The 19505-nt window shown below is 40.3% G+C and carries 17 protein-coding genes and 3 pseudogenes; 5 read left to right on the forward strand and 15 right to left on the reverse strand.

All coding sequences use genetic code 11. The annotated features are described in order from the left end of the window. Nucleotides 1-18: 18 nt before the first annotated feature. From glnK to xerD, 9 genes are all read right to left on the reverse strand, one after another. The gene (gene glnK / locus PGX00_RS14670) at nt 19-357 is read right to left on the reverse strand and encodes a P-II family nitrogen regulator (RefSeq protein WP_272137676.1); all 339 of its coding nucleotides are present in this window, start codon (nt 355-357) and stop codon (nt 19-21) included. 329 nt (nt 358-686) lie between these two features. Next, complete coding sequence (locus tag PGX00_RS14675) at nt 687-1247, reverse strand: MFS transporter (RefSeq protein WP_272137678.1); 561 nt, start codon at nt 1245-1247, stop codon at nt 687-689. Next, nucleotides 1154-1900, reverse strand: a complete 747-nt coding sequence (locus tag PGX00_RS14680) for an MFS transporter (protein ID WP_272137680.1) — start codon at nt 1898-1900, stop codon at nt 1154-1156. Before PGX00_RS14680 ends, PGX00_RS14675 begins: the two co-directional genes overlap by 94 nt. A gap of 43 nt (nt 1901-1943) precedes the next feature. Further along, nucleotides 1944-2318: a YacL family protein gene (locus tag PGX00_RS14685; RefSeq protein ID WP_272137682.1), complete on the reverse strand. Its 375-nt coding sequence runs from the start codon at nt 2316-2318 to the stop codon at nt 1944-1946. A 132-nt stretch (nt 2319-2450) separates the two neighbouring features. Continuing rightward, nucleotides 2451-3965: a lysine--tRNA ligase gene (gene lysS / locus PGX00_RS14690; protein WP_272137684.1), complete on the reverse strand. Its 1515-nt coding sequence runs from the start codon at nt 3963-3965 to the stop codon at nt 2451-2453. Nucleotides 3966-3989: 24 nt separating this feature from the next. Next, nucleotides 3990-5088 (reverse strand): peptide chain release factor 2 gene (prfB, locus tag PGX00_RS14695; RefSeq protein ID WP_272137686.1). Its coding sequence is split into 2 segments (ribosomal slippage): nt 3990-5012 and nt 5014-5088, totalling 1098 coding nucleotides; the frame shifts between segments, so codons are not numbered across the junction. 149 nt (nt 5089-5237) lie between these two features. Next, nucleotides 5238-6974: a single-stranded-DNA-specific exonuclease RecJ gene (gene recJ, locus PGX00_RS14700; protein WP_272137688.1), complete on the reverse strand. Its 1737-nt coding sequence runs from the start codon at nt 6972-6974 to the stop codon at nt 5238-5240. A gap of 115 nt (nt 6975-7089) precedes the next feature. Continuing rightward, nucleotides 7090-7926 (reverse strand): thioredoxin fold domain-containing protein, encoded by an 837-nt coding sequence (locus PGX00_RS14705; RefSeq protein WP_272137690.1) that lies wholly within the window; start codon nt 7924-7926, stop codon nt 7090-7092. Nucleotides 7927-7957: 31 nt separating this feature from the next. Further along, the gene (gene xerD / locus PGX00_RS14710) at nt 7958-8851 is read right to left on the reverse strand and encodes a site-specific tyrosine recombinase XerD (RefSeq protein WP_272137692.1); all 894 of its coding nucleotides are present in this window, start codon (nt 8849-8851) and stop codon (nt 7958-7960) included. 151 nt (nt 8852-9002) lie between these two features. Between xerD and fldB the strand changes: the two genes are divergently transcribed. Continuing rightward, nucleotides 9003-9521: a flavodoxin FldB gene (gene fldB / locus PGX00_RS14715; RefSeq protein ID WP_272137694.1), complete on the forward strand. Its 519-nt coding sequence runs from the start codon at nt 9003-9005 to the stop codon at nt 9519-9521. Nucleotides 9522-9586: 65 nt separating this feature from the next. On the opposite strand, the gene brnQ is transcribed toward fldB, so the two are convergent. Continuing rightward, nucleotides 9587-10900: a branched-chain amino acid transport system II carrier protein gene (brnQ, locus tag PGX00_RS14720; protein WP_272137696.1), complete on the reverse strand. Its 1314-nt coding sequence runs from the start codon at nt 10898-10900 to the stop codon at nt 9587-9589. Nucleotides 10901-11262: 362 nt separating this feature from the next. Between brnQ and PGX00_RS14725 the strand changes: the two genes are divergently transcribed. After that, a complete protein-coding gene (locus PGX00_RS14725; protein ID WP_272137698.1) occupies nt 11263-11910 on the forward strand; it encodes a tRNA1(Val) (adenine(37)-N6)-methyltransferase in 648 nt (215 codons plus the stop codon). Between the two features lie 80 nt (nt 11911-11990). After that, a pseudogene (gene srmB, locus PGX00_RS14730) lies at nt 11991-13219 on the forward strand (ATP-dependent RNA helicase SrmB). A gap of 100 nt (nt 13220-13319) precedes the next feature. On the opposite strand, the gene yaaA reads toward srmB, so the two are convergent. Together yaaA and PGX00_RS14740 are read right to left on the reverse strand one after the other, a co-directional pair. After that, complete coding sequence (gene yaaA / locus PGX00_RS14735; RefSeq protein ID WP_272137702.1) at nt 13320-14096, reverse strand: peroxide stress protein YaaA; 777 nt, start codon at nt 14094-14096, stop codon at nt 13320-13322. Nucleotides 14097-14211: 115 nt separating this feature from the next. Next, complete coding sequence (locus tag PGX00_RS14740) at nt 14212-15630, reverse strand: alanine/glycine:cation symporter family protein (RefSeq protein ID WP_272137703.1); 1419 nt, start codon at nt 15628-15630, stop codon at nt 14212-14214. 271 nt (nt 15631-15901) lie between these two features. Here PGX00_RS14740 and PGX00_RS14745 point away from each other — a divergent pair, with 271 nt between their 5' ends. Next, nucleotides 15902-16087 carry a DUF3545 family protein gene (locus tag PGX00_RS14745; protein WP_272137704.1) on the forward strand — a complete coding sequence of 62 codons (186 nt, stop codon included), beginning with the start codon at nt 15902-15904 and terminating at the stop codon, nt 16085-16087. Nucleotides 16088-16173: 86 nt separating this feature from the next. Here the strand turns inward: PGX00_RS14745 and PGX00_RS14750 are convergent, their stop codons facing one another. The 3 genes and pseudogenes from PGX00_RS14750 to nfo form a co-directional block, all read right to left on the reverse strand. Beyond that, a complete protein-coding gene (locus tag PGX00_RS14750) occupies nt 16174-16719 on the reverse strand; it encodes a hemerythrin domain-containing protein (RefSeq protein ID WP_272137706.1) in 546 nt (181 codons plus the stop codon). 118 nt (nt 16720-16837) lie between these two features. Then, nucleotides 16838-17514: pseudogene (ung, locus tag PGX00_RS14755) on the reverse strand (uracil-DNA glycosylase). Nucleotides 17515-17886: 372 nt separating this feature from the next. Beyond that, nucleotides 17887-18742: pseudogene (gene nfo, locus PGX00_RS14760) on the reverse strand (deoxyribonuclease IV). A 349-nt stretch (nt 18743-19091) separates the two neighbouring features. Here nfo and grcA point away from each other — a divergent pair. Next, nucleotides 19092-19469 (forward strand): autonomous glycyl radical cofactor GrcA, encoded by a 378-nt coding sequence (gene grcA / locus PGX00_RS14765; RefSeq protein ID WP_272137708.1) that lies wholly within the window; start codon nt 19092-19094, stop codon nt 19467-19469. The last annotated feature ends 36 nt before the right edge of the window (nt 19470-19505 follow it).

Here is a 19505-nt window from a genome sequence, read left to right on the forward strand (position 1 = left end):
TATATATTCTCCAATCCCTTAAAGTGCTTCAGTGTCCATTTCGCCAGTACGAATACGTACTACCTGGCTTAAGTCATAAACGAAGATCTTACCGTCTCCAATTTTCCCTGTGTGCGCTGCTTTGCTTACTGCTTCAATAACGCGATCTACGTTTTCAGCTTGAGTAGCTATTTCCAGTTTTACTTTCGGTAGAAAGTCCACTTGATATTCAGCACCGCGATAAAGTTCCGTGTGACCTTTTTGACGACCAAAGCCTTTAACTTCAGAAACCGTCATACCTTCAATGCCAACATCCGATAAAGCTTCACGTACGTCGTCTAGTTTGAATGGTTTAATAATGGCGTTAATAAGTTTCATTGCATCCCCTCTGAGCATATATTCCTTTAACAGTGAAATAACAATCAAGAGCTGTGCCACTTTTATAACTTATTGTTATTAATAATGTTTAAGTATTTTTGTTAATAAAACTTTAAACCCATGCACAAACATGGTGCACAGTGCTCACTAAATTAATGCAAAAAACCATTCAGCCCCAATATTGTGCAACCTTTTAAAAAAGCCAAAAAAAGACCCTAAAAAAATAGAGTCATTCGCTGTACTTCTGATAAAAAATCACTGAAATCTAAATAAAGAACCTGTATTTATCTAACAAACGTTCGTACTAAAAGATAACCTTTTTACTCGTGTTACCGCTTTAAATACGCTTTGTAAGCTGGCAGAACCATCAGACCAACCATAAAAATTATCACAGAGAGCATTCCAAACAGTGTCCGTTCGTTCCATCCAAGCTCAATGAATAGACCCAGTACCCATGGAGCAGCAGCGGTAGAAAAAATCATCAAAGAAGTCATCATTGAGCGAATAGCACCGATATGTTCTGTCCCATAAACTTCAGCCCACAATGCGTTTACCACTGGAGAAGATACACCAATTCCCACACCAAACAACGTCATAAAAGCAACGGCAGACCAACTTTGGTTAAATAAAGAAAGTACACAAAGTCCTAGGAATAAAGGGATAATCATAAAAGGAAGCATGTGCCTAGCGCTGTATTTATCCACTAAGCTACCGGCCACCATAGAACTTAACCAGTGCATAATACCGTAAGCAATAAAACTATTTGCCAACAAGCTTGGTAACCACTCTTTTTGTGTTAACAAAAAATGTTGTTGGATGAACACGCCAGTAACGACAAAAGGTGCTGCCAACACCGCAGGCAAAATGGCCCAAAAACGCCAGTCAGACAATACATGCCTCCGACCTTTATTACTGACAACATTTCCTTGGATATTGGTTTTTTTGTATTGCCTTTAAACTGGGTAGATTTAGCTAACAAAATGTAGGCTAGCGGTAAATAAACAAAAGCGACAACCGATGCAAACACCAACCAACTTGAGCGCCATCCGATCCAACTTATTAGTAGTACCACAATAATAGGTAAGATCACTTCACCAAATGCAACCCCACTAGAAGCCAAACTAATTGCCTTCCCTCTCTGGTGAGAATAAGAGCGGATCATTGTGGTTTGAGCGGTATGAGGTAGCAAACCTTGCCCTGCTAGTCTCAGCATAAAAAATGCGAAGAACAGCATCAAAGGAGAAACAACGTAAGACATCACAACACACGCAACAACTAATAGGACCGCAACAACAGTCACAAACGGTCGAATATCCCACTTGTCAACGAGGCCACCAACAAACATGATAGTCATGCTGCTACAAAGCGTTGCTAAAGCGTAAATCATTCCGTAGTCGGTCGCCGACAAAACCAAGTCTTTCTGAATGTCAGCACCAAACCAACTTAAAAAGAAGGATTGCCCAACGTTTCCAATGAAGACGGTCAAAAAACCAAATGATAACAACGGCCATTGCAGTCGAATGAAATTGAGATAACTGTTCATAATGCCCTTTTACAAAACAAAATGTAGCTTGAACGGAGGAAATTTACTTGATGTTATACCGGATAAACTCGCACCAAGATTGAATGAGTTGTTCAAAATCTTCAAGGCCACAACCAGCATCACTTTCACAATCATAGAAATCGAATTCACTCTCTTGTAGCGAATCATCATCTTGATCTAATGAGTTTTCTTGAACGGTCACTTCGTCTCGTCGAATTACAATGCTGATCTCTTTGCCAAGCAAAGAATACTCTTGAGACTCTTCCGATTTTATCTTCTCAATTGCTTCAAGTAGGGAAGCAATGCGCACTTTATCCGTATATATTTCCTGCTCTAGCCAGCGAGCAATCACTTCATGCCCCATACTACACTTAATACGGTATTCACCGGTTAAACCTTTTACAAATTGATATTCCATAGATCCTATACTCGATAAATCAGCTCTAATACCATTGTGCTGAAAAGTTACTATTTTTGACTGTAACTTCACTACAAAAAATAAGACCACCGCATTGCGATGGTCTTAAGTGCTATTCACATTAATCGGTAATTAAGCTTGTGGGCGCATCGCTGGGAACAAGATGACATCACGAATAGTGTGCGTGTTCGTAAACAGCATGGCTAAACGGTCGATACCAATACCTTGACCTGCTGTTGGTGGTAAACCGTGCTCTAGAGCGGTAATATAATCAGCATCGTAATACATTGCTTCATCATCACCAGCATCTTTTGCCGCTAATTGTGCTTTAAAGCGACCATCTTGATCTTCCGCATCATTAAGCTCAGAGAAACCATTTGCTACTTCACGACCACCAATAAAGAACTCAAAACGGTCTGTGATAAAGGCATTATCATTATTACGACGAGCCAATGGAGAGATATCAGCAGGGTATTCTGTAATGAATGTAGGCTGGATCAATTGTGGTTCAGCCGTTTCACCAAAGATCTCTTCAAGTAATTGACCACAGGTCCAAAATGGTTCTACATCAATATGTAAAGACTTCGCGATACCTACCATGAAGTCACGATCTTGTACGTGATCGTAGGTCATAGACTGTATGTCTTCTCGGTCAGGACAGTACTGCTTAATCGCATCTAACATACTCATACGAGGATATGTACCACCAAATTCTACCGTTTCTTCCCCGTAAGGCATTTGAGTAGAACCAAGTACTTCCATAGAAACCGTTTGTAGCATCTCTTCGGTCAGATCCATCAAATCTTTATAATCTGCGTACGCCATATAGAATTCCATCATCGTAAACTCTGGGTTATGACGAGGAGAAAGACCTTCGTTACGGAAACTACGGTTAACTTCAAATACGCGGTCAAAACCACCGACCACTAGTCGCTTCAAATAAAGCTCTGGAGCAATACGTAGATACATATCAATATCTAAAGCATTGTGATGTGTAATAAATGGACGCGCAACTGCACCACCAGGTATAGCGTGCATCATTGGTGTTTCGACTTCCATGAATTGCTTAGAAGTCATAAAGTTACGTATAGCAGTAACAAGCTTAGAGCGAATAATGAAAGCAGTACGCGAATCTTCATTCACGATAAGGTCAACGTAACGCTGACGATAACGCATTTCTTGATCGGTTAGACCGTGGAATTTTTCGGGCAGTGGACGTAGTGCTTTAGTTAGCAATACGTACTCTTCCATATTCACGTAAAGATCGCCTTTACCTGATTTATGTAGAGCGCCTTTTACACCGACGATATCACCGATATCAAGGCCCTGATATTTCTCTTTTAGTTCATTTTGAACCGGTTTAGCTGCATAAGCTTGAATACGACCAGAAGTTTCTTGAATCACTAAGAATGGACCACGCTTAGCCATAATACGACCAGCAATAGCAACGATATGATTCAGTTCTTCTAGCTCTTCTTTCGTCTTTTCACCGAATTGCGCTTGAAGATCGCCCGCTAAACTATCGCGACGAAAATCATTAGGGTGACCATTTGCTTTGCAGCTAGTGCGGATATTATCCAATTTAGCACGACGCTCAGCAATCAGCTTATTCTCTTCAGCGTTTGGCTGTTGTACCTGTTCAGTCATTTTAATTTGCCCTTTATAGTGCGCTTACAAGCCTGATTTCAGGCTGGCTTCGATAAATTTGTCTAAATCACCGTCAAGAACCGCTTGTGTGTTGCGGTTTTCGATGCCGGTGCGTAAATCTTTAATACGAGAGTCATCTAGTACGTAGGAACGAATCTGACTACCCCAACCGATATCAGATTTTAAATCTTCACTCGCTTGTTTTTCTGCATTTTGTTTTTGTAGTTCAAGCTCAAACAGTTTTGCTTTTAACTGTTTCATAGCCTGATCTTTATTTTTATGCTGAGAACGGTCATTTTGACACTGAACCACAGTATTGGTTGGCAAGTGAGTAATACGCACCGCTGATTCTGTTGTATTGACGTGCTGACCACCCGCACCTGACGCACGATAAACATCTATACGTAATTCAGCTGGGTTAATGTCGATAGCGATATTGTCATCAATCTCTGGGTAAATAAACGCAGATGCAAAAGAAGTATGACGGCGACCACCAGAATCAAATGGTGATTTACGAACTAAACGATGCACACCTGTTTCCGTACGTAGCCAACCATAGGTATATTCGCCAGAAATCCTAACCGTGGCAGATTTCAGGCCTGCAACTTCACCCTCAGATACTTCTATCACTTCCGTTTTAAAGCCTTTAGATTCAGCCCAACGAAGGTACATTCGTAGTAGCATCGCAGTCCAATCTTGCGCTTCTGTACCACCGGAGCCAGATTGAAGATCGATATAGCAATCTGAACTGTCATGATCACCAGAAAACATGCGGCGAAACTCAAGCTTTTCTAACTTAACTTCTAACTCGGCAAGTTCTGGTTCTATTTCATCAAAGGTTTCTTGATCTTCGGCTTCAACAGCTAGCTCTAGTAAACCTTCTACATCGTCAACACCTTGATCAAGAATATCAATAGTCTCAACAACGGCTTCTAAAGAAGAACGTTCTTTGCCTAAGGCTTGTGCTCGCTCGGGTTCGTTCCATACATCCGGCTGTTCTAGTTCTGCATTTACTTCTTCTAGACGCTCTTTCTTGGCGTCATAGTCAAAGGTACCCCCTCAGGATATTCGTGCGCTGAGTCACGTCCTGTAAGCGGTTTTTAATTGGATTGATTTCAAACATGTTTACTCAACATTTATGCGTAGAATTTAACCGAAGAATTCTACTCAAAAATGTGATGAAGATACAGAAAAAGTTGTAATACTATTCTTTCAATTAAATAATTATTTCGCTCGATATCTGTTCGATAGAACAAATAATACGTTACTCATTTAACAATCAATATTTTCGACCATCAATTGCAATGACTGATTTCCTCTAAATTCATTAATATCGAGTTTAAAAGCGAGTTTTACTCTCTTTGCTGTCGCATCTGGCCAACGCCGAAGATCGACATTAAACGCGATTGCATCAATCATTATATTGGTAGGGAGCCCCTTAAAGAGAGGCTCTACCATCATTTTAAGGTGTTTTTCTCCCACCAATTTCTGATGCAATAGCTTAAACTCACCATCAAAAATAGGTTCTGGGAAGTTTTGTCCCCACGGCCCACCTTCTCTTAACTGGTTGGCTGTATGCATAGAAAACTCTTCAGGCTTCAATTCGCCATCCGATAAAATGACGCCCTGTAACGCAGACTCATCTAGCTCATCACGAACAAGCTGATCGAACAGTGAAGCAAAGGTTTGAAAGTTCTTTTCTTTTATCGTTAATCCCGCCGCCATTGCATGACCACCGAATTTGACAATCAAACCTGGGTTTTGTGTATCTAACCGATCTAACGCGTCACGCATATGTAAGCCAAGAATAGAGCGGCACGACCCTTTAATATAACCATCCCCACCGTCAGCAAAGGCGATTACTGGACGATGAAATTGATCTTTTATTCGAGAAGCCACAATACCTATGACACCTTGATGCCAATCTCGCTGAAAAAGTGCAACTCCGTATGGGAGCTCTGAATTTTTACCAAATTGCAGCTGCTCACAAAAGGCCATCGCCTCTTGTTTCATCCCTTGTTCAATTTCGCGTCGAGTTTGGTTTAACCCATCTAACTCGCTTGCCATTCTTCTTGCGGCATGTATGTTTGTGCTCATTAACAGTTCAACACCAAATGACATGTCGTCTAAACGCCCTGCAGCATTAATTCTTGGCCCTAAAGCAAAACCAAAATCGGCAGCAACCAAGCGACGTGCATCTCGTTTCGATACTTCGATTAATGCCTGAATACCCGGACGACCTTTTCCTGCTCGAATTCTCTGTACACCTTGATGAACTAAGATACGATTATTTTCATCAAGAGAAACGACATCAGCAACCGTACCTAACGCAACCAAATCTAGTAACTCAGCAAGGTTTGGTACTTGTATACCTTTCAATTCAAACCAATTTCGTTCTCTCATATAAGCGCGAAGTGCGAGCATAAGATAAAAAGCGACACCAACACCCGCTAAAGACTTTGATGGAAATTGACAGGATTCCAAGTTTGGATTAACCATCGCATCAACATCAGGAAGCACGTTTCCAGGTAAGTGATGGTCGGTCACGATAACCTGAATATTATTCTGTTTAGCGTATTTAACCCCTTCAATTGAAGATACCCCATTATCCACCGTCATAATTACATCGGCTTTATACTCTATCGCTTGATCAACCACATCAGGGCTGAGCCCATAACCATCTTCAAAACGATTGGGGACAAGATAATCAACGTTGTGACAACCAAGAGAACGTAATGCCAGCACTGACAAGGCAGAACTAGTCGCACCGTCCGCATCAAAGTCGCCAACGATAATAATCCGCTTACCTTGTTCAACCGCTGAAAAAAGTAACTCTACCGCTTTTTCTATACCACCAAGTGATTGGTAAGAATGTAAACCTTTAGCAGCCTTCTCAAGCTGACCAACATGCTCTATCCCCCTAGCAATATAAATACGTCTGAGTAATTCAGGGATAGATTCAGGAAGAGTTGAAATATCGACTTCTGGACGGCGTTTAATTTCTATCATAGCGGACTAAAGTGCTCATTGAGGGGATAAGTATGTAGCGAAAATGCGTCTTGTATTTTCAGTATAACGAAAGCCTGACCATTAAATTTCATGTCAGGCTTTTACTTAATCGTTTTTATTGCGTCATCTCTTGTTGTATACGCTTAAACAGCCCAGCTGGTGGCATATATCCTGCCAACAACTTACCATTTGGCAAGAATACCGCAGGTGTACCGCTAATACCTAGATCGCGACCTAATGCGTATTGCTCCATGATTTTTTGCCCACACTGCTCTAAATTATCAACGTCTTCGTTGAATGAATGATTCAACTTAGCTTGCGTCATTGATTTTTCAGGATCCACGGAGCACCAGATACGAGCCATCTCTTGAGCTACTTCACCTGTTGGCCCTTGGCGGGGATAAGCAAGATAACGAACCGTAATACCTAGGTCATTGTAGCCTTGCATTTGGCTATGTAAGCGAACGCAATAAGTACACGTTGTATCTGTAAATACAGTAATCACGTATTTTTCATTTTCCGCTGGGTAGACAATCATATCACTTGCATATTGTTCTATTTTTTCGGCGTTTTTAGGGGCTTGCCTTTCCGCAAGTACATCGACATATTGGCCATTATCATCAAGCGCATACAAGGTGCCCGCTATAAATTGATCACCTTGAGCATTAGAGAAAACCATCCCACCTGTTGTATCAACTTCATACAAACCATCAATGGTTGCTGGTGCAATCGAAACAACATTTACGCCCATAGATTCGAAACGAGCTCTTAGTGTTGCCTCATCAAACTCACCAGTACTAGATTCTATGTCCAGAACTTCTACAGCATCTTGCTTAACCGCTGCAACTTCAGCTTGATTTACTTTTGTTTCTGGGGAGTTTGTATCCGCTGCATCGCATGCAGTAACGAAAAATGGAGTAGCCAAAATCAATAGATTGCGTAATACGCTCATTAATAACACCTTATATTTACTGCTTATAAATTTATGCTCTAGGGTGATGCTGCGAATGAATCTGTTTTAACCTTTCAGTCGCAACATGAGTATAAATTTGCGTTGTTGATAAGTCACTATGCCCTAACAACATTTGTACCACTCGAAGATCCGCCCCATTATTGAGTAAATGTGTCGCGAATGCATGCCTTAGTACGTGAGGTGATAACAAGTCTGTATCTATTCCTGCTATCACTGAATAATGTTTGATGCGATGCCAAAATGTTTGCCTCGTCATCTGCCTAGCTCTTTTACTTGGAAAAACCACATCAGAACTCTTCTCACCCAATAGTGTAGACCGTCCGTCCTGTAAAAAGGTTTCAATCCAATCTATCGCATCTTCTCCCATTGGCACCAAACGTTCTTTATTACCTTTACCAATAACTCGAACAACCCCTTGACGAAGGCTCATATTCTCCATCGTTAGACTCACTAGCTCTGTAACACGTAACCCCGTCGCATATAGGAGTTCCAACATCGCTTTGTCTCTTAGTTCTAAAGGATCATTGGGGTCTGGCGCATCTAACAAAAATTCAACCTGTTGCTCAGATAGATCTTTAGGCAATCGTTTTGGTAGCTTAGGAGTAATAAGTAATGCACTCGGATCATCACTACGTATTTTTTCCCGATGAGAATATTGAAACAATCGACGAATCGCAGATAGCATTCTTGCCTTCGAAGTCTGTTTGTAGTTTTTATCTGTCAACCATGCTTGATAATCTTGTAAATCATTAACAGTAATACTGATAAAAGATAATTGTTTATCTTCCATCCACTTAATCAGCTTAAAAAGATCATTTCGGTAGGACGCTAAGGTATTTTCGGAAAGCCCTTTTTCCATCCATAAAGCATCAAGAAACTGTTCTACAAAAGCTCGATCATTCATCTTTCACTATCACTTAAACACTGAGTTTCAGATTAATTCAGCAAAAGCTAAATTAACAGGTGTTTTGTCCAAAAAGAAACTTAAGACTGCAATCATACCTTTTTTACAGGTAAAATCCTCAGCAAAGACAACATATGCGAATCAATCTAACATGAAAATTGGACTCTTCTACGGATCAACGACGTGCTATACAGAAATGGCAGCAGAAAAAATACGCGCCATAATTGGAGAAGAACTCGTTGATATTCACAATGTCAAAGAGACATCACTTAGTATAATGAACGATTACGACATGTTAATTTTAGGCATATCAACATGGGATTTTGGTGAAATTCAAGAAGACTGGAGCGCCATTTGGCAGAATATCGCTGGCGTTTCATTAGAGAATAAACCGGTTGCTTTGTTTGGCTTAGGAGATCAAGAAGGTTATGGCGAGTGGTTTTTAGATGCCATGGGCTTACTTCATGAAGAATTAAAACCATCGGGTGCTCAGTTTCTGGGTTATTGGCCTGTTGCTGGTTACGAGTTTGAAGCGTCAAAAGCACTAACAGAAGATGGTAACCGATTTGTTGGGTTAGCATTAGATGAAGATTCTCAGTATGAACTGAGCGACGAACGTATTGCTAATTGGTGTGAACAGATCCTCACTGAATTCCACGAAACGCTTTGATAACAAAAATGCCCCATTGAAAACCATTGGGGCATTGAATCAAGAGAAGACTTTTCTGGCGGAAGTTAAGCAGTTTCTTCCACTAAAGTTTTTTGCTTTTTTTCACCAACAAATAACATAGTAATTGACACTAATCCCGTCGGTAGTAACCAACCCATGCTGTAATCAAACAAGGGTAAAAACTTAAATATTGATACATCCACTCCAGCAATTTTAGCTGCATCTATCATGGCAAATAGCAGTGAAACTAAAATAACGCTTCTATAAGCTAACTGAGGGTTTGGTATACGCTGTCTAAAGAACGTTAAAGCAACCAGCGCGATGGCAACCGGGTACAGAGCAAACAACACAGGTACAGATATTGAAATAAGCTGAGCTAATCCAACATTTGCCACCGTAGCGCAGGTAACACCGATAATTAGAACCCACGCTTTATAGGTGATAGAGGTTAGCGAACTAAAGAAATCAGAACACGCTGAAACAAGCCCGATAGCAGTTGTTAAACAAGCAAGTAATACGATTGTGGATAAAACAAGCTGACCTGAAGAGCCAAATAATAATTGTACATATTGACTCAAAATGACACCGCCATTGTCAGCCGCCTCAACCACACCACCGCTAGTCGCACCTAAATAAAACAGTGAAATATAAACAAATGCCAAACCAGACGCGGCAATAACAGCAGCGATAGTTAAGTATTTTGTTGTCGCGGCTTTATCTGTCACACCTTTACTACGCAAAGAATCTACAATCAACATCCCAAACATCAATGCTCCGAAGGTGTCCATCGTGTTGTAACCTTCTAGAAACCCTTTAACTAGCGGTTGAGAAACATAGTCGCCCTGAGGTGCTAATACCGAGCCTTGAGGAAAGACAAATACTGCAACGGCAAGAACAGAGAGTGTGACAAATAGCGCTGGTGTTAAAAACTTACCAATCACGTCGATAAGCTTACCTTGAGACCAGGCAAAAAACATGGCAACAGAGAAAAATAAGATTGAAAATAACGTCAAATCAGATTGTGTAGCATCGATGATGAAAGGTTTTATCGCCATTTCGTAAGCGACAAGTCCAGCTCTCGGTGCAGCAAAAGCAGGGCCAATAATAACAAAGATTAGAATAGCCATTATTGTTGCAGCTCGTTTTGGTAGATCTTTGGTCAATGACTCCCACGTGCCACCCGCGATGGCAATTGCTATGATAGTTATCAGTGGTAGACCAACGGCAGTTAATAGAAAACCTATCATAGCTAAAAAGGCATGATCACCAGCAAGTTGCCCGGCTAAAGGAGGAAATATGATATTTCCTGCACCTAAGAAAAAGGCGAAGAGCATAAACCCTACAGCGATAACATCAGTCAATTTTAAGCTCTGACTCATAAAGAAACCTTATAATAATATTTTGAAAATATAACAAAAGCCAGAATATCCAACTCTTTAAGGGCGACAATAATGAAGAAAAAGATGAAAACAATCAATATAACCAATTAAAACGGAGCTAAACTTCAACATGGTAATGATTCAGTAGATTTATTAACTAGTATTTAATAAAAAACCAGACTAAGAAGCTTTAATTCACAGGAATAAACAAAACAATATACAGTCAATGAGTTTGCCAAATTAATTCATACTGGTTATGTATCCCGCAAATTGACTTGAAAGCAGAATATAATGACGAGAAAAAAGAAATAACAAAAGACTTTAAATTCAAAAAGTTCAACATTTACGGAGGATTATCTGGAATGCCTGTAAGCACGGATGGCGTACTTTTAGGCGCCTGGATTAACGCGGAACAAAATGACACTATTTTAGATATAGGAGCAGGGACTGGCTTACTCTCTTTAATGTGTGCTCAACGCTTTCTATGTGCACAAATTTCTGCGATTGAAATAAACCAAGATGCTTTTAGTACAGCGTTAATCAATTTTCAACGTTCAAACTGGACCAACCGACTTCATTTAATTCATGCCAATATCTTAGATTGGGAAACGACAAATACGTTTGATACCATCGTTTGTAATCCACCTTATTTCACAAGTGGAGAACAGTCTCACTCTATTAATCGAGCATTGGCACGACATACCGACGCTTTGCCGCACACCCAATTACTAAAGGTGAGTGCACAATTATTAAAGCCACATGGAAAAGCGAGCTTTATTCTTCCACAATTTGAAGGCGCGGAATTTATCTCTCTTGCCAAGGATTCAGGCTGGTCTGTGTCTAGGCTATGCCAAGTCAGTCCGACACAGAGCAAACCCGTCAACCGGCTATTAATAGAACTCAGCTTGCAAGAGCATAAAACCAAACATACAAAATTGATTATTAATGAATCAGGTCAATACACTGAAGAGTTTGTAACTTTGACAAAAGACTTTTATTTGAAGATGTAACATATAATGATGTCGATATAACCATTATTCCTCTATAATGCGCGACCGAACTTTTAACTACTGCTTGTGGAGATCCTACTGTGATCAATAATTTTGCTGATCTTGAGCTTGATGAAAATCTTGTTGAAGCTATAACCGATATGGGTTTTGAGCGCCCGACTCAAATTCAGGCTGAGGCGATCCCACATGCATTAGATGGCCGAGATATTCTTGCTTCTGCACCAACAGGAACAGGAAAAACTGCAGCTTTTGTTCTTCCTGCGTTGCAATTTTTGCAAGATTTTCCACGCCGCAGAGCCGGTCCTGCTCGTGTTCTTATTTTAACGCCAACGCGAGAGCTAGCAATGCAAGTCGCAGATCAAGCTCGTGAACTGGCTAAAAACACCAACCTAAATATCATTACCATTACTGGTGGTGTGATGTATCAAGATCACGCGGACATTTTGGCCAAAACACAAGATATCGTAGTGGCAACACCGGGTCGATTAATGGAATACATCGATGCTGAAAAGTTTGATTGCCGAGCAATCGAATGGTTGATACTGGATGAAGCGGATAGAATGCTAGATATGGGCTTTGCACCTGTTGTAGACCGACTTGCTGGTGAGTGCCGATGGAGAAAACAGACACTTCTTTTCTCTGCGACTTTAGAAGGTAAAGGCGTCGAAGGATTTACGGAAGATCTTTTAAAAGAGCCGGCTAAAATCGAAGCTGACCCTTCTCGACGCGAACGTAAAAAAATCACTCAGTGGTATCATCGCGCCGATACACTGAAACACAAAAATGATCTGCTAAAGCATATCCTTACTGAGGATGCTGAACACGCTATCGTATTTGTAAAAACTAGAGAGCGTCTAGCCGATGTAAGATCGCTACTAGAAAGTGCTCAGATACCTTGTAGTTGGATTCAAGGTGAAATGCCTCAAGATCGTCGCAATAACGCTATTCGTCGTTTCCGAGAAGGTGAGGTACACGTACTAATCGCAACTGACGTTGCTGCTCGTGGTATTGATTTACCCGATGTTTCTCACGTGATTAACTATGACCTGCCGCGTACAGCCGATGTTTATATTCACCGTATTGGGCGTACTGCTCGTGCTGGTAAAAAAGGCACTGCTATCTCATTGATAGAAGCACACGACCAATCAATGATGGGGCGTATCGCTCGCTATATTCAAGACGATGTGAAAGAGCGTTTTGTTAAAGGTATGCGCCCAACACACAAGAAGCCGAACGTTGGTAAAAAGAAAAAGTAAAAGCGAAAACAGCAGTAAAAGCACCAGCTAAGAAGAAGAAAAAGAAAAAATAATCACTTTTGACTTCCGTAATGAGCGACCAGCAGGCTTCCGATTATTGTCGTGAAACCTGCTCAATCCCCCTCACTTCCCTGGGGAATACGAGGTTAGTTTCTAATTCTGCTCTTCTCTCTTAAATACCAATTCTGTCGTTGACGACTCTTCTTCTACAAAATAGTACCCTGCCACATCAAACTTAGTTAACGCTTCGATAGAAGAGATACGGTTGTCTATAATATAACGCGCCATCATGCCACGAGCTTTCTTAGCAAAGAAGCTGATCACTTTGTATTGTCCGTTTTTATGATCTTTGAATATTGGTGTAACAACAGTGCCATCAAGCTGTTTGGTTTTGACTGATTTAAAATATTCGTTAGATGCTAGGTTAATAAGAACGTTATCACCTTGTTCATTTAGCGCTTGATTAAGCTTATCAGTGATAACATTGCCCCAAAACTGATATAAGTTTGAACCACGTTCATTCGCTAACTTACTGCCCATTTCCAAACGATATGGCTGCATAAGATCTAACGGTTTTAGTAAACCATAAAGGCCAGACAACATACGAAGATGTGATTGAGCATAGTCGAAATCGTCTTCTTTCATGGTTTGAGCATCTAAGCCAGTATAAACATCGCCCTTAAACGCCAAAATAGCCTGACGAGCATTATCCGTAGTAAAGGTTTCGCTCCACTGCTCGAATCTCGCTACGTTTAATCCTGCTATTTTATCGCTAACCTTCATCAAAGTAGCAATATCTACAGGCGTTAGTTTACGGCATTCTTTAATCAGCAATTTAGCATCGTCAATCAATTCTGGTTGCGTATATTTTTCAATAACTAACGGGGATTCATAATCCAATGTCTTAGCAGGTGAAACAACAATGAGCATAGTATTCTTCCATGGCGTATCTATTTGTTATACGACTAGACTATAGAAAAAATTGCACTCAGTCAGCACGACTTTATCAATTTATTTAATAGTTTCTAACGATGAACGATCCGAGTTAGTCGTCCCATACCTCTTTTTCTAATTGAGCCACCAGCTCTGGAAACTCATTTGGTTTAAATTTTGGTACTCGACCCATATTTAGCTGGCGGTTATAGTCTTTCGCAAGTTTAATCACAATGCTAGACAGCAACATTATTGTCATTAAATTCACTATGGACATCATCCCCATAGAGACACCTGCTAATGCCCATATTGTCGGCAAGGCATCCACTGCCCCATACATAACCATACATAAAACCATTATACGTAATATAATACTGCTCGTTTTATGGTTGTGTTCTAGAAAAACCAAGTTAGTTTCAGCATACGAATAGTTGGCAATAATAGAGGTAAAAGCAAAAAGAAAAATAGCAATAGCCACAAATGAACTCCCCCACTCTCCTACCTGAGAGCTAAGTGCTCGCTGAGTCAACTCAATACCAGTAACTGAGCTGTGCAGCTCGTACTCACCGGAGACAAGTATAATCGCCACTGTGGCTGTGCATATCACGATAGTATCGAGAAATACTCCTAGCATTTGCACATAGCCCTGTGAAGCAGGATGAGGTGGGTATGGTGTAGCTGTTGCTGCAGCATTTGGAGCAGATCCCATACCTGCTTCATTTGAAAATAGGCCTCGCTCAACACCATTAATAACTGCTTGAGAAATAGAGTAACCAACACCACCAGCTGCGGCTTCCTGTACACCAAACGCACTTTTTATTATAAGAAATAGTGCTCCAGGGACTTTATCCAGATTTAAAACAACAACAACTAATGCTAACGCTAAATAGGCTAGAGCCATTAGAGGTACAATAATTTCAGCAGTCCGTGCTACTTTCCTAACGCCACCAAAAATGACAAAAGCAGAAAGAACAACGACGAAGGTACCAACATAAAAAGGATCCCAGCCAAATGCTGTCTGCATTGCACTTGAGATAGCATTCGCTTGAACAGCGTTAAATACCAAGCCAAAAGTAATGATTAAGAACACGGAAAACAACGCACCCAACCAGCGCATCCCCAATCCTTTCTCCATATAATAGGCTGGACCACCACGAAAATTACCGTCGTCATCTTTGGTTTTATAAAGCTGTGCCAAGGTGCTTTCTGCAAAAGAGGTTGCCATGCCAAGCATTGCAATAAGCCACATCCAAAAAATCGCGCCAGGGCCACCGGCGGTCAACGCTATAGCGACACCTGCCATATTCCCTGTTCCAACTCTAGCTGCGAGACTAGTACACAACGCTTGAAACGATGAGATCCCGGAACCATGTACTGTTCGGCTGTTTCTAAGCACGTGAAATGTATGAGTGAAATGTCGAAACTGAATGAAACCTAATTTAACGGTAAAAAAGATCCCTACACCGACAAGTATATAGACGAGTACTGATCCCCATAATAGATTATTCAGCAAACTAATAGTTTCTGCCACAAGTTCCTCTCCGTGGATAATGGCGAATATTTCTTACAACATTCTGGTTGAACTCATTCAGAAGTCAACTCACAAGCTCTGAACTCTGTAAATAAGCGCTAACTGATTAATTTTTGGGCAGTTACGTTACTGTAAACTGTGAATTAAAGTGGATTTTTAAATAAAAGCTTCATCAAAGAGAAACAAATGAGAAACACATCATAGTTATTGTAACTGGACTTATGGTACTTAAAAGGCTCCGTTAGGAGTACATTGAATAAGAGAGGTCAACATGGAAGGCTTTCTACTAGACAACATTATGGAATCGGACTCTAACCCAACTCGTTCTGGTCGCGCTAAGCCAGTTAAACGCAGATGGCGAGAAATCGAAGCAATTAAAGATCGCCAGCGTCTACAAAAAGAGTTGATGGATATAGATAGTTTTAACGACTATAACTTGGAAGAGCTCGACCTATAACACATCGACGCATTACGAATTAAAAAACAGGCACTGGGTGCCTGTTTTGCTCTCTTAATTACGCACTATTTATTGAATTAGTTCCCTTATTCTGCCTTAACTTGTCTAACTCTTTCGGCGAGTTGCTTATATCGGTCTGCAATCGTATCGCCAAAGACAGGATCATCGTCACTTTGTTCCCACTGGCTTTCTACTGCCTGCCAATCTTGGGTTGTAAAAGTACGCTTAATAAGCGGTAACACCTCTTTTTCTTCAAAATCTAAATGTTGCTTCTGGTTTTGAATAAAGTTTTCTAATTGATCTAAAAATACATCTTGAGGTACTACAGCATCTTGAAGAATCATATCCACAGTTAAGATAAATTCTCGCGTTTTTTCAGACAACTCTTGGTGCTCAAGTTCCAGACTCTTAATTTCAGAACTCGCAGGATACTTTTCAACAAAATAACGATAGAGTATATCTTCTTTCGGATGATGTACTGATTCAGAGTGGGTCGATAGATAATCGACAATCTCTTTTACCAAACTGTAATTGATTGGTTTCTCATCCTTAAGTGTATTCCATTTACTCTTAAGGATAGCTAAGAGGCGCACCATATAGCCGTGTTCACGGTGGATTTGCTCCATCATCATTGCTTCCTTCTCCTTTTAGTTATATCCATATTGTTATTAAGTGTATATAAAGAATAAAAAGTGTGCTTTGATTGCGGTCGAAATTCAGTCAATTAATGAGATATTACTAATATTAAGATCAATCGACATTCGGTTGCCAGTCTATCGGAGGGTACCCTGAATCTATAAGAATTTGATTGGTTTGAGAAAAGTGCTTACACCCGAAAAAACCACGGTGCGCGGACAAAGGTGATGGATGCGGAGCAGTCAGAACATGATGCTTATTACGGTCGATAACGTTACCTTTTTTCTGCGCATGCGCTCCCCATAATAAAAAAATCACGCCTTCACACTGTTTATCAATCACAGAAATTATCTTGTCAGTAAACTTCTCCCAACCAGCTTTGGAGTGCGAATGTGCCTTGCCTTGCTCGACAGTTAACACTGTATTAAGCAGCAAAACCCCCTGTTTAGCCCAACTTTCCAGAAAACCGTGGTTAGGTATCTCAAAGCCATCGATATCGTTAGCTAGCTCTTTGTACATGTTAGCTAACGATGGTGGCGTCTTTACACCGGGCAGAACAGAGAAACAGAGGCCATGGGCTTGATTTGGGCCATGATAAGGATCTTGCCCTATTATCACTACTTTAATATCTGAAATTTCAGTCAAGAAAAAGGCATTAAACACATCGCCTTCAGCCGGGTAAATAGTCTTGCCAAGGTCACGCTCTGACTGAACAAAAGTTAAAGTTTGCTTAAAGTAGTCTTCTTTTTTTCTTGCTCTATGACATTTTTCCAAGTCACTCTATCACTCATCTCTTCGCTCCTTTTAAAGCTAGAAATATATGATATACAACTGAAAGAAAAACAGGAAGGGGATTCAGTCACTCCGTAACCCCCACTTTAAAGGAGGTTACGTTGACTGAAAGGTTAAATTAACACTCTAATAAAAGAAGTGTAATTAAGCATGTCTCTGGGGGTTCTAAAATGGCCTCGACCTTGAACATGACGATAAGGAACGGGCGCTCTTGGACGACTGGTTGATAAAGATGAAAAAAGCATATTGGCATCCTCTTGTTGCTAGTAATGTAGTGCAAAAGATAAAAAATCTTTTGCGTAATCTAGCTATGAAAAAAATATGCCAACTTTTTATTACGTTTTTTCTGACATTCAACCGGTTGATTTAATTTACTTTCGCATCTCTAAATGACGAAGCGCTTGAATTTCATCGGCCCATATTTCCGGCTCAATTGTTTCTAAAATCAAGGGGATAGAGTCAAATCGACTATCTTGAGCAATATATTCAAAACAATCCCAACCGATTTTTCCTTTGCCTAAAGAATGGTGGCGATCGACATGACTATCAAAATCTACTTTTGAATCATTAAGATGCATCGCTCTTAAATAGTGCATACCAACAACGCTATCAAATTCAGCAAAGGTCTTTTCACATGCCTCTTTGGTACGAAGGTCATATCCTGCCGTGAAGGTGTGGCAAGTATCGAGGCAAACGCCTACCCTATCTTTGTTTTCTACCTGCTCGATAATTTCAGCAAGGTGCTCAAATCGCCAACCTAAATTAGTACCTTGCCCAGCGGTATTTTCAATCACAGCGACAACGTCTGGTACTGCGCGATGAGCGATATTGATGGACTCAGCTATCGCCGATAAACATTCTTTCTCAGAGATTTTTTTAAGTGACTTCCAGGGTGGAAATTCAGTAAATGCAAGCCAAGTTGCTGACACCTCTCCATTTCATCGATAAAGGCAGCACGCGATTTCTCTAATTTTTCGAGTTCTGGTGCACCTAAATTTATCAAATAGGAGTCGTGAGGAAGTATTTTTTCTGGTCCATAACCCAATTCGAGACAATTTTTTTAAACTGACTAATGCTCTCTTCAGTTAACGGTTTAGCGACCCACTGCCTCTGATTTTTAGTAAATAGAGCAAACGCATTCGCTCCTATTTCTTTTGCTCTAATAGGCGCATTTTCAACTCCACCTGCGGCAGACACATGTGCACCAATAAATTTCTTACTTACCATTAGAACTCTTTCTTCTATTAGTTATTTTTAAAGACGTTATCGTAATAAGCATAACAATACAAACACCATTAATGTTAATGCCTTTTTACGCCACAGTTAGCATATTGCTATCAATATGTAGTCAAATTACTACAAAACTTAATCGATAAAATTATTATATAGAACAGTATTTTACATAAAAACACTGAAATTAAAGGGTTTTTGACCTACATCAATAAAATTAGCACAAAATAATTAAGGTTTTTAGTTGTCTTTTGACTTAAATCAATATTATTATAGCCCCAACAAGTTACGCAGTACGCTAAATAATTTAATAATTGAATCACGTTAAGTGAACTAGGAGAAATTTATGATCCAAGGTATTCAAATCACTAAAGCAGCAAACGATGACCTACTAAACTCTATCTGGCTACTAGACTCGGAGAAAAACGAAGCTCGTTGCGTTGCAGCTGTAGCTGGTTTTGAAGCTGACCAAGTTGTAACCGCATCTGATTTAGGTGAATTCGAAAGCCGTGAAGTTGCAGTAGAAACAGCACCACGCGTTGAAGGTGGTCAACACCTTAACGTTAACGTTCTTAAGCGTGAAACACTAGAAGACGCCGTTGCTAACCCAGAGAAATACCCACAGCTTACTATCCGTGTTTCTGGTTACGCAGTTCGTTTTAACTCGCTAACTCAAGAACAACAACGTGACGTTATCGCACGTACTTTTACTGAGTCTCTATAAGATTTGTAAAAAGTAAAATTAATTGTAAGAAGGCGC

The organism is Vibrio algarum, from assembly GCF_028204155.1.
GTDB lineage: Bacteria > Pseudomonadota > Gammaproteobacteria > Enterobacterales > Vibrionaceae > Vibrio > Vibrio algarum.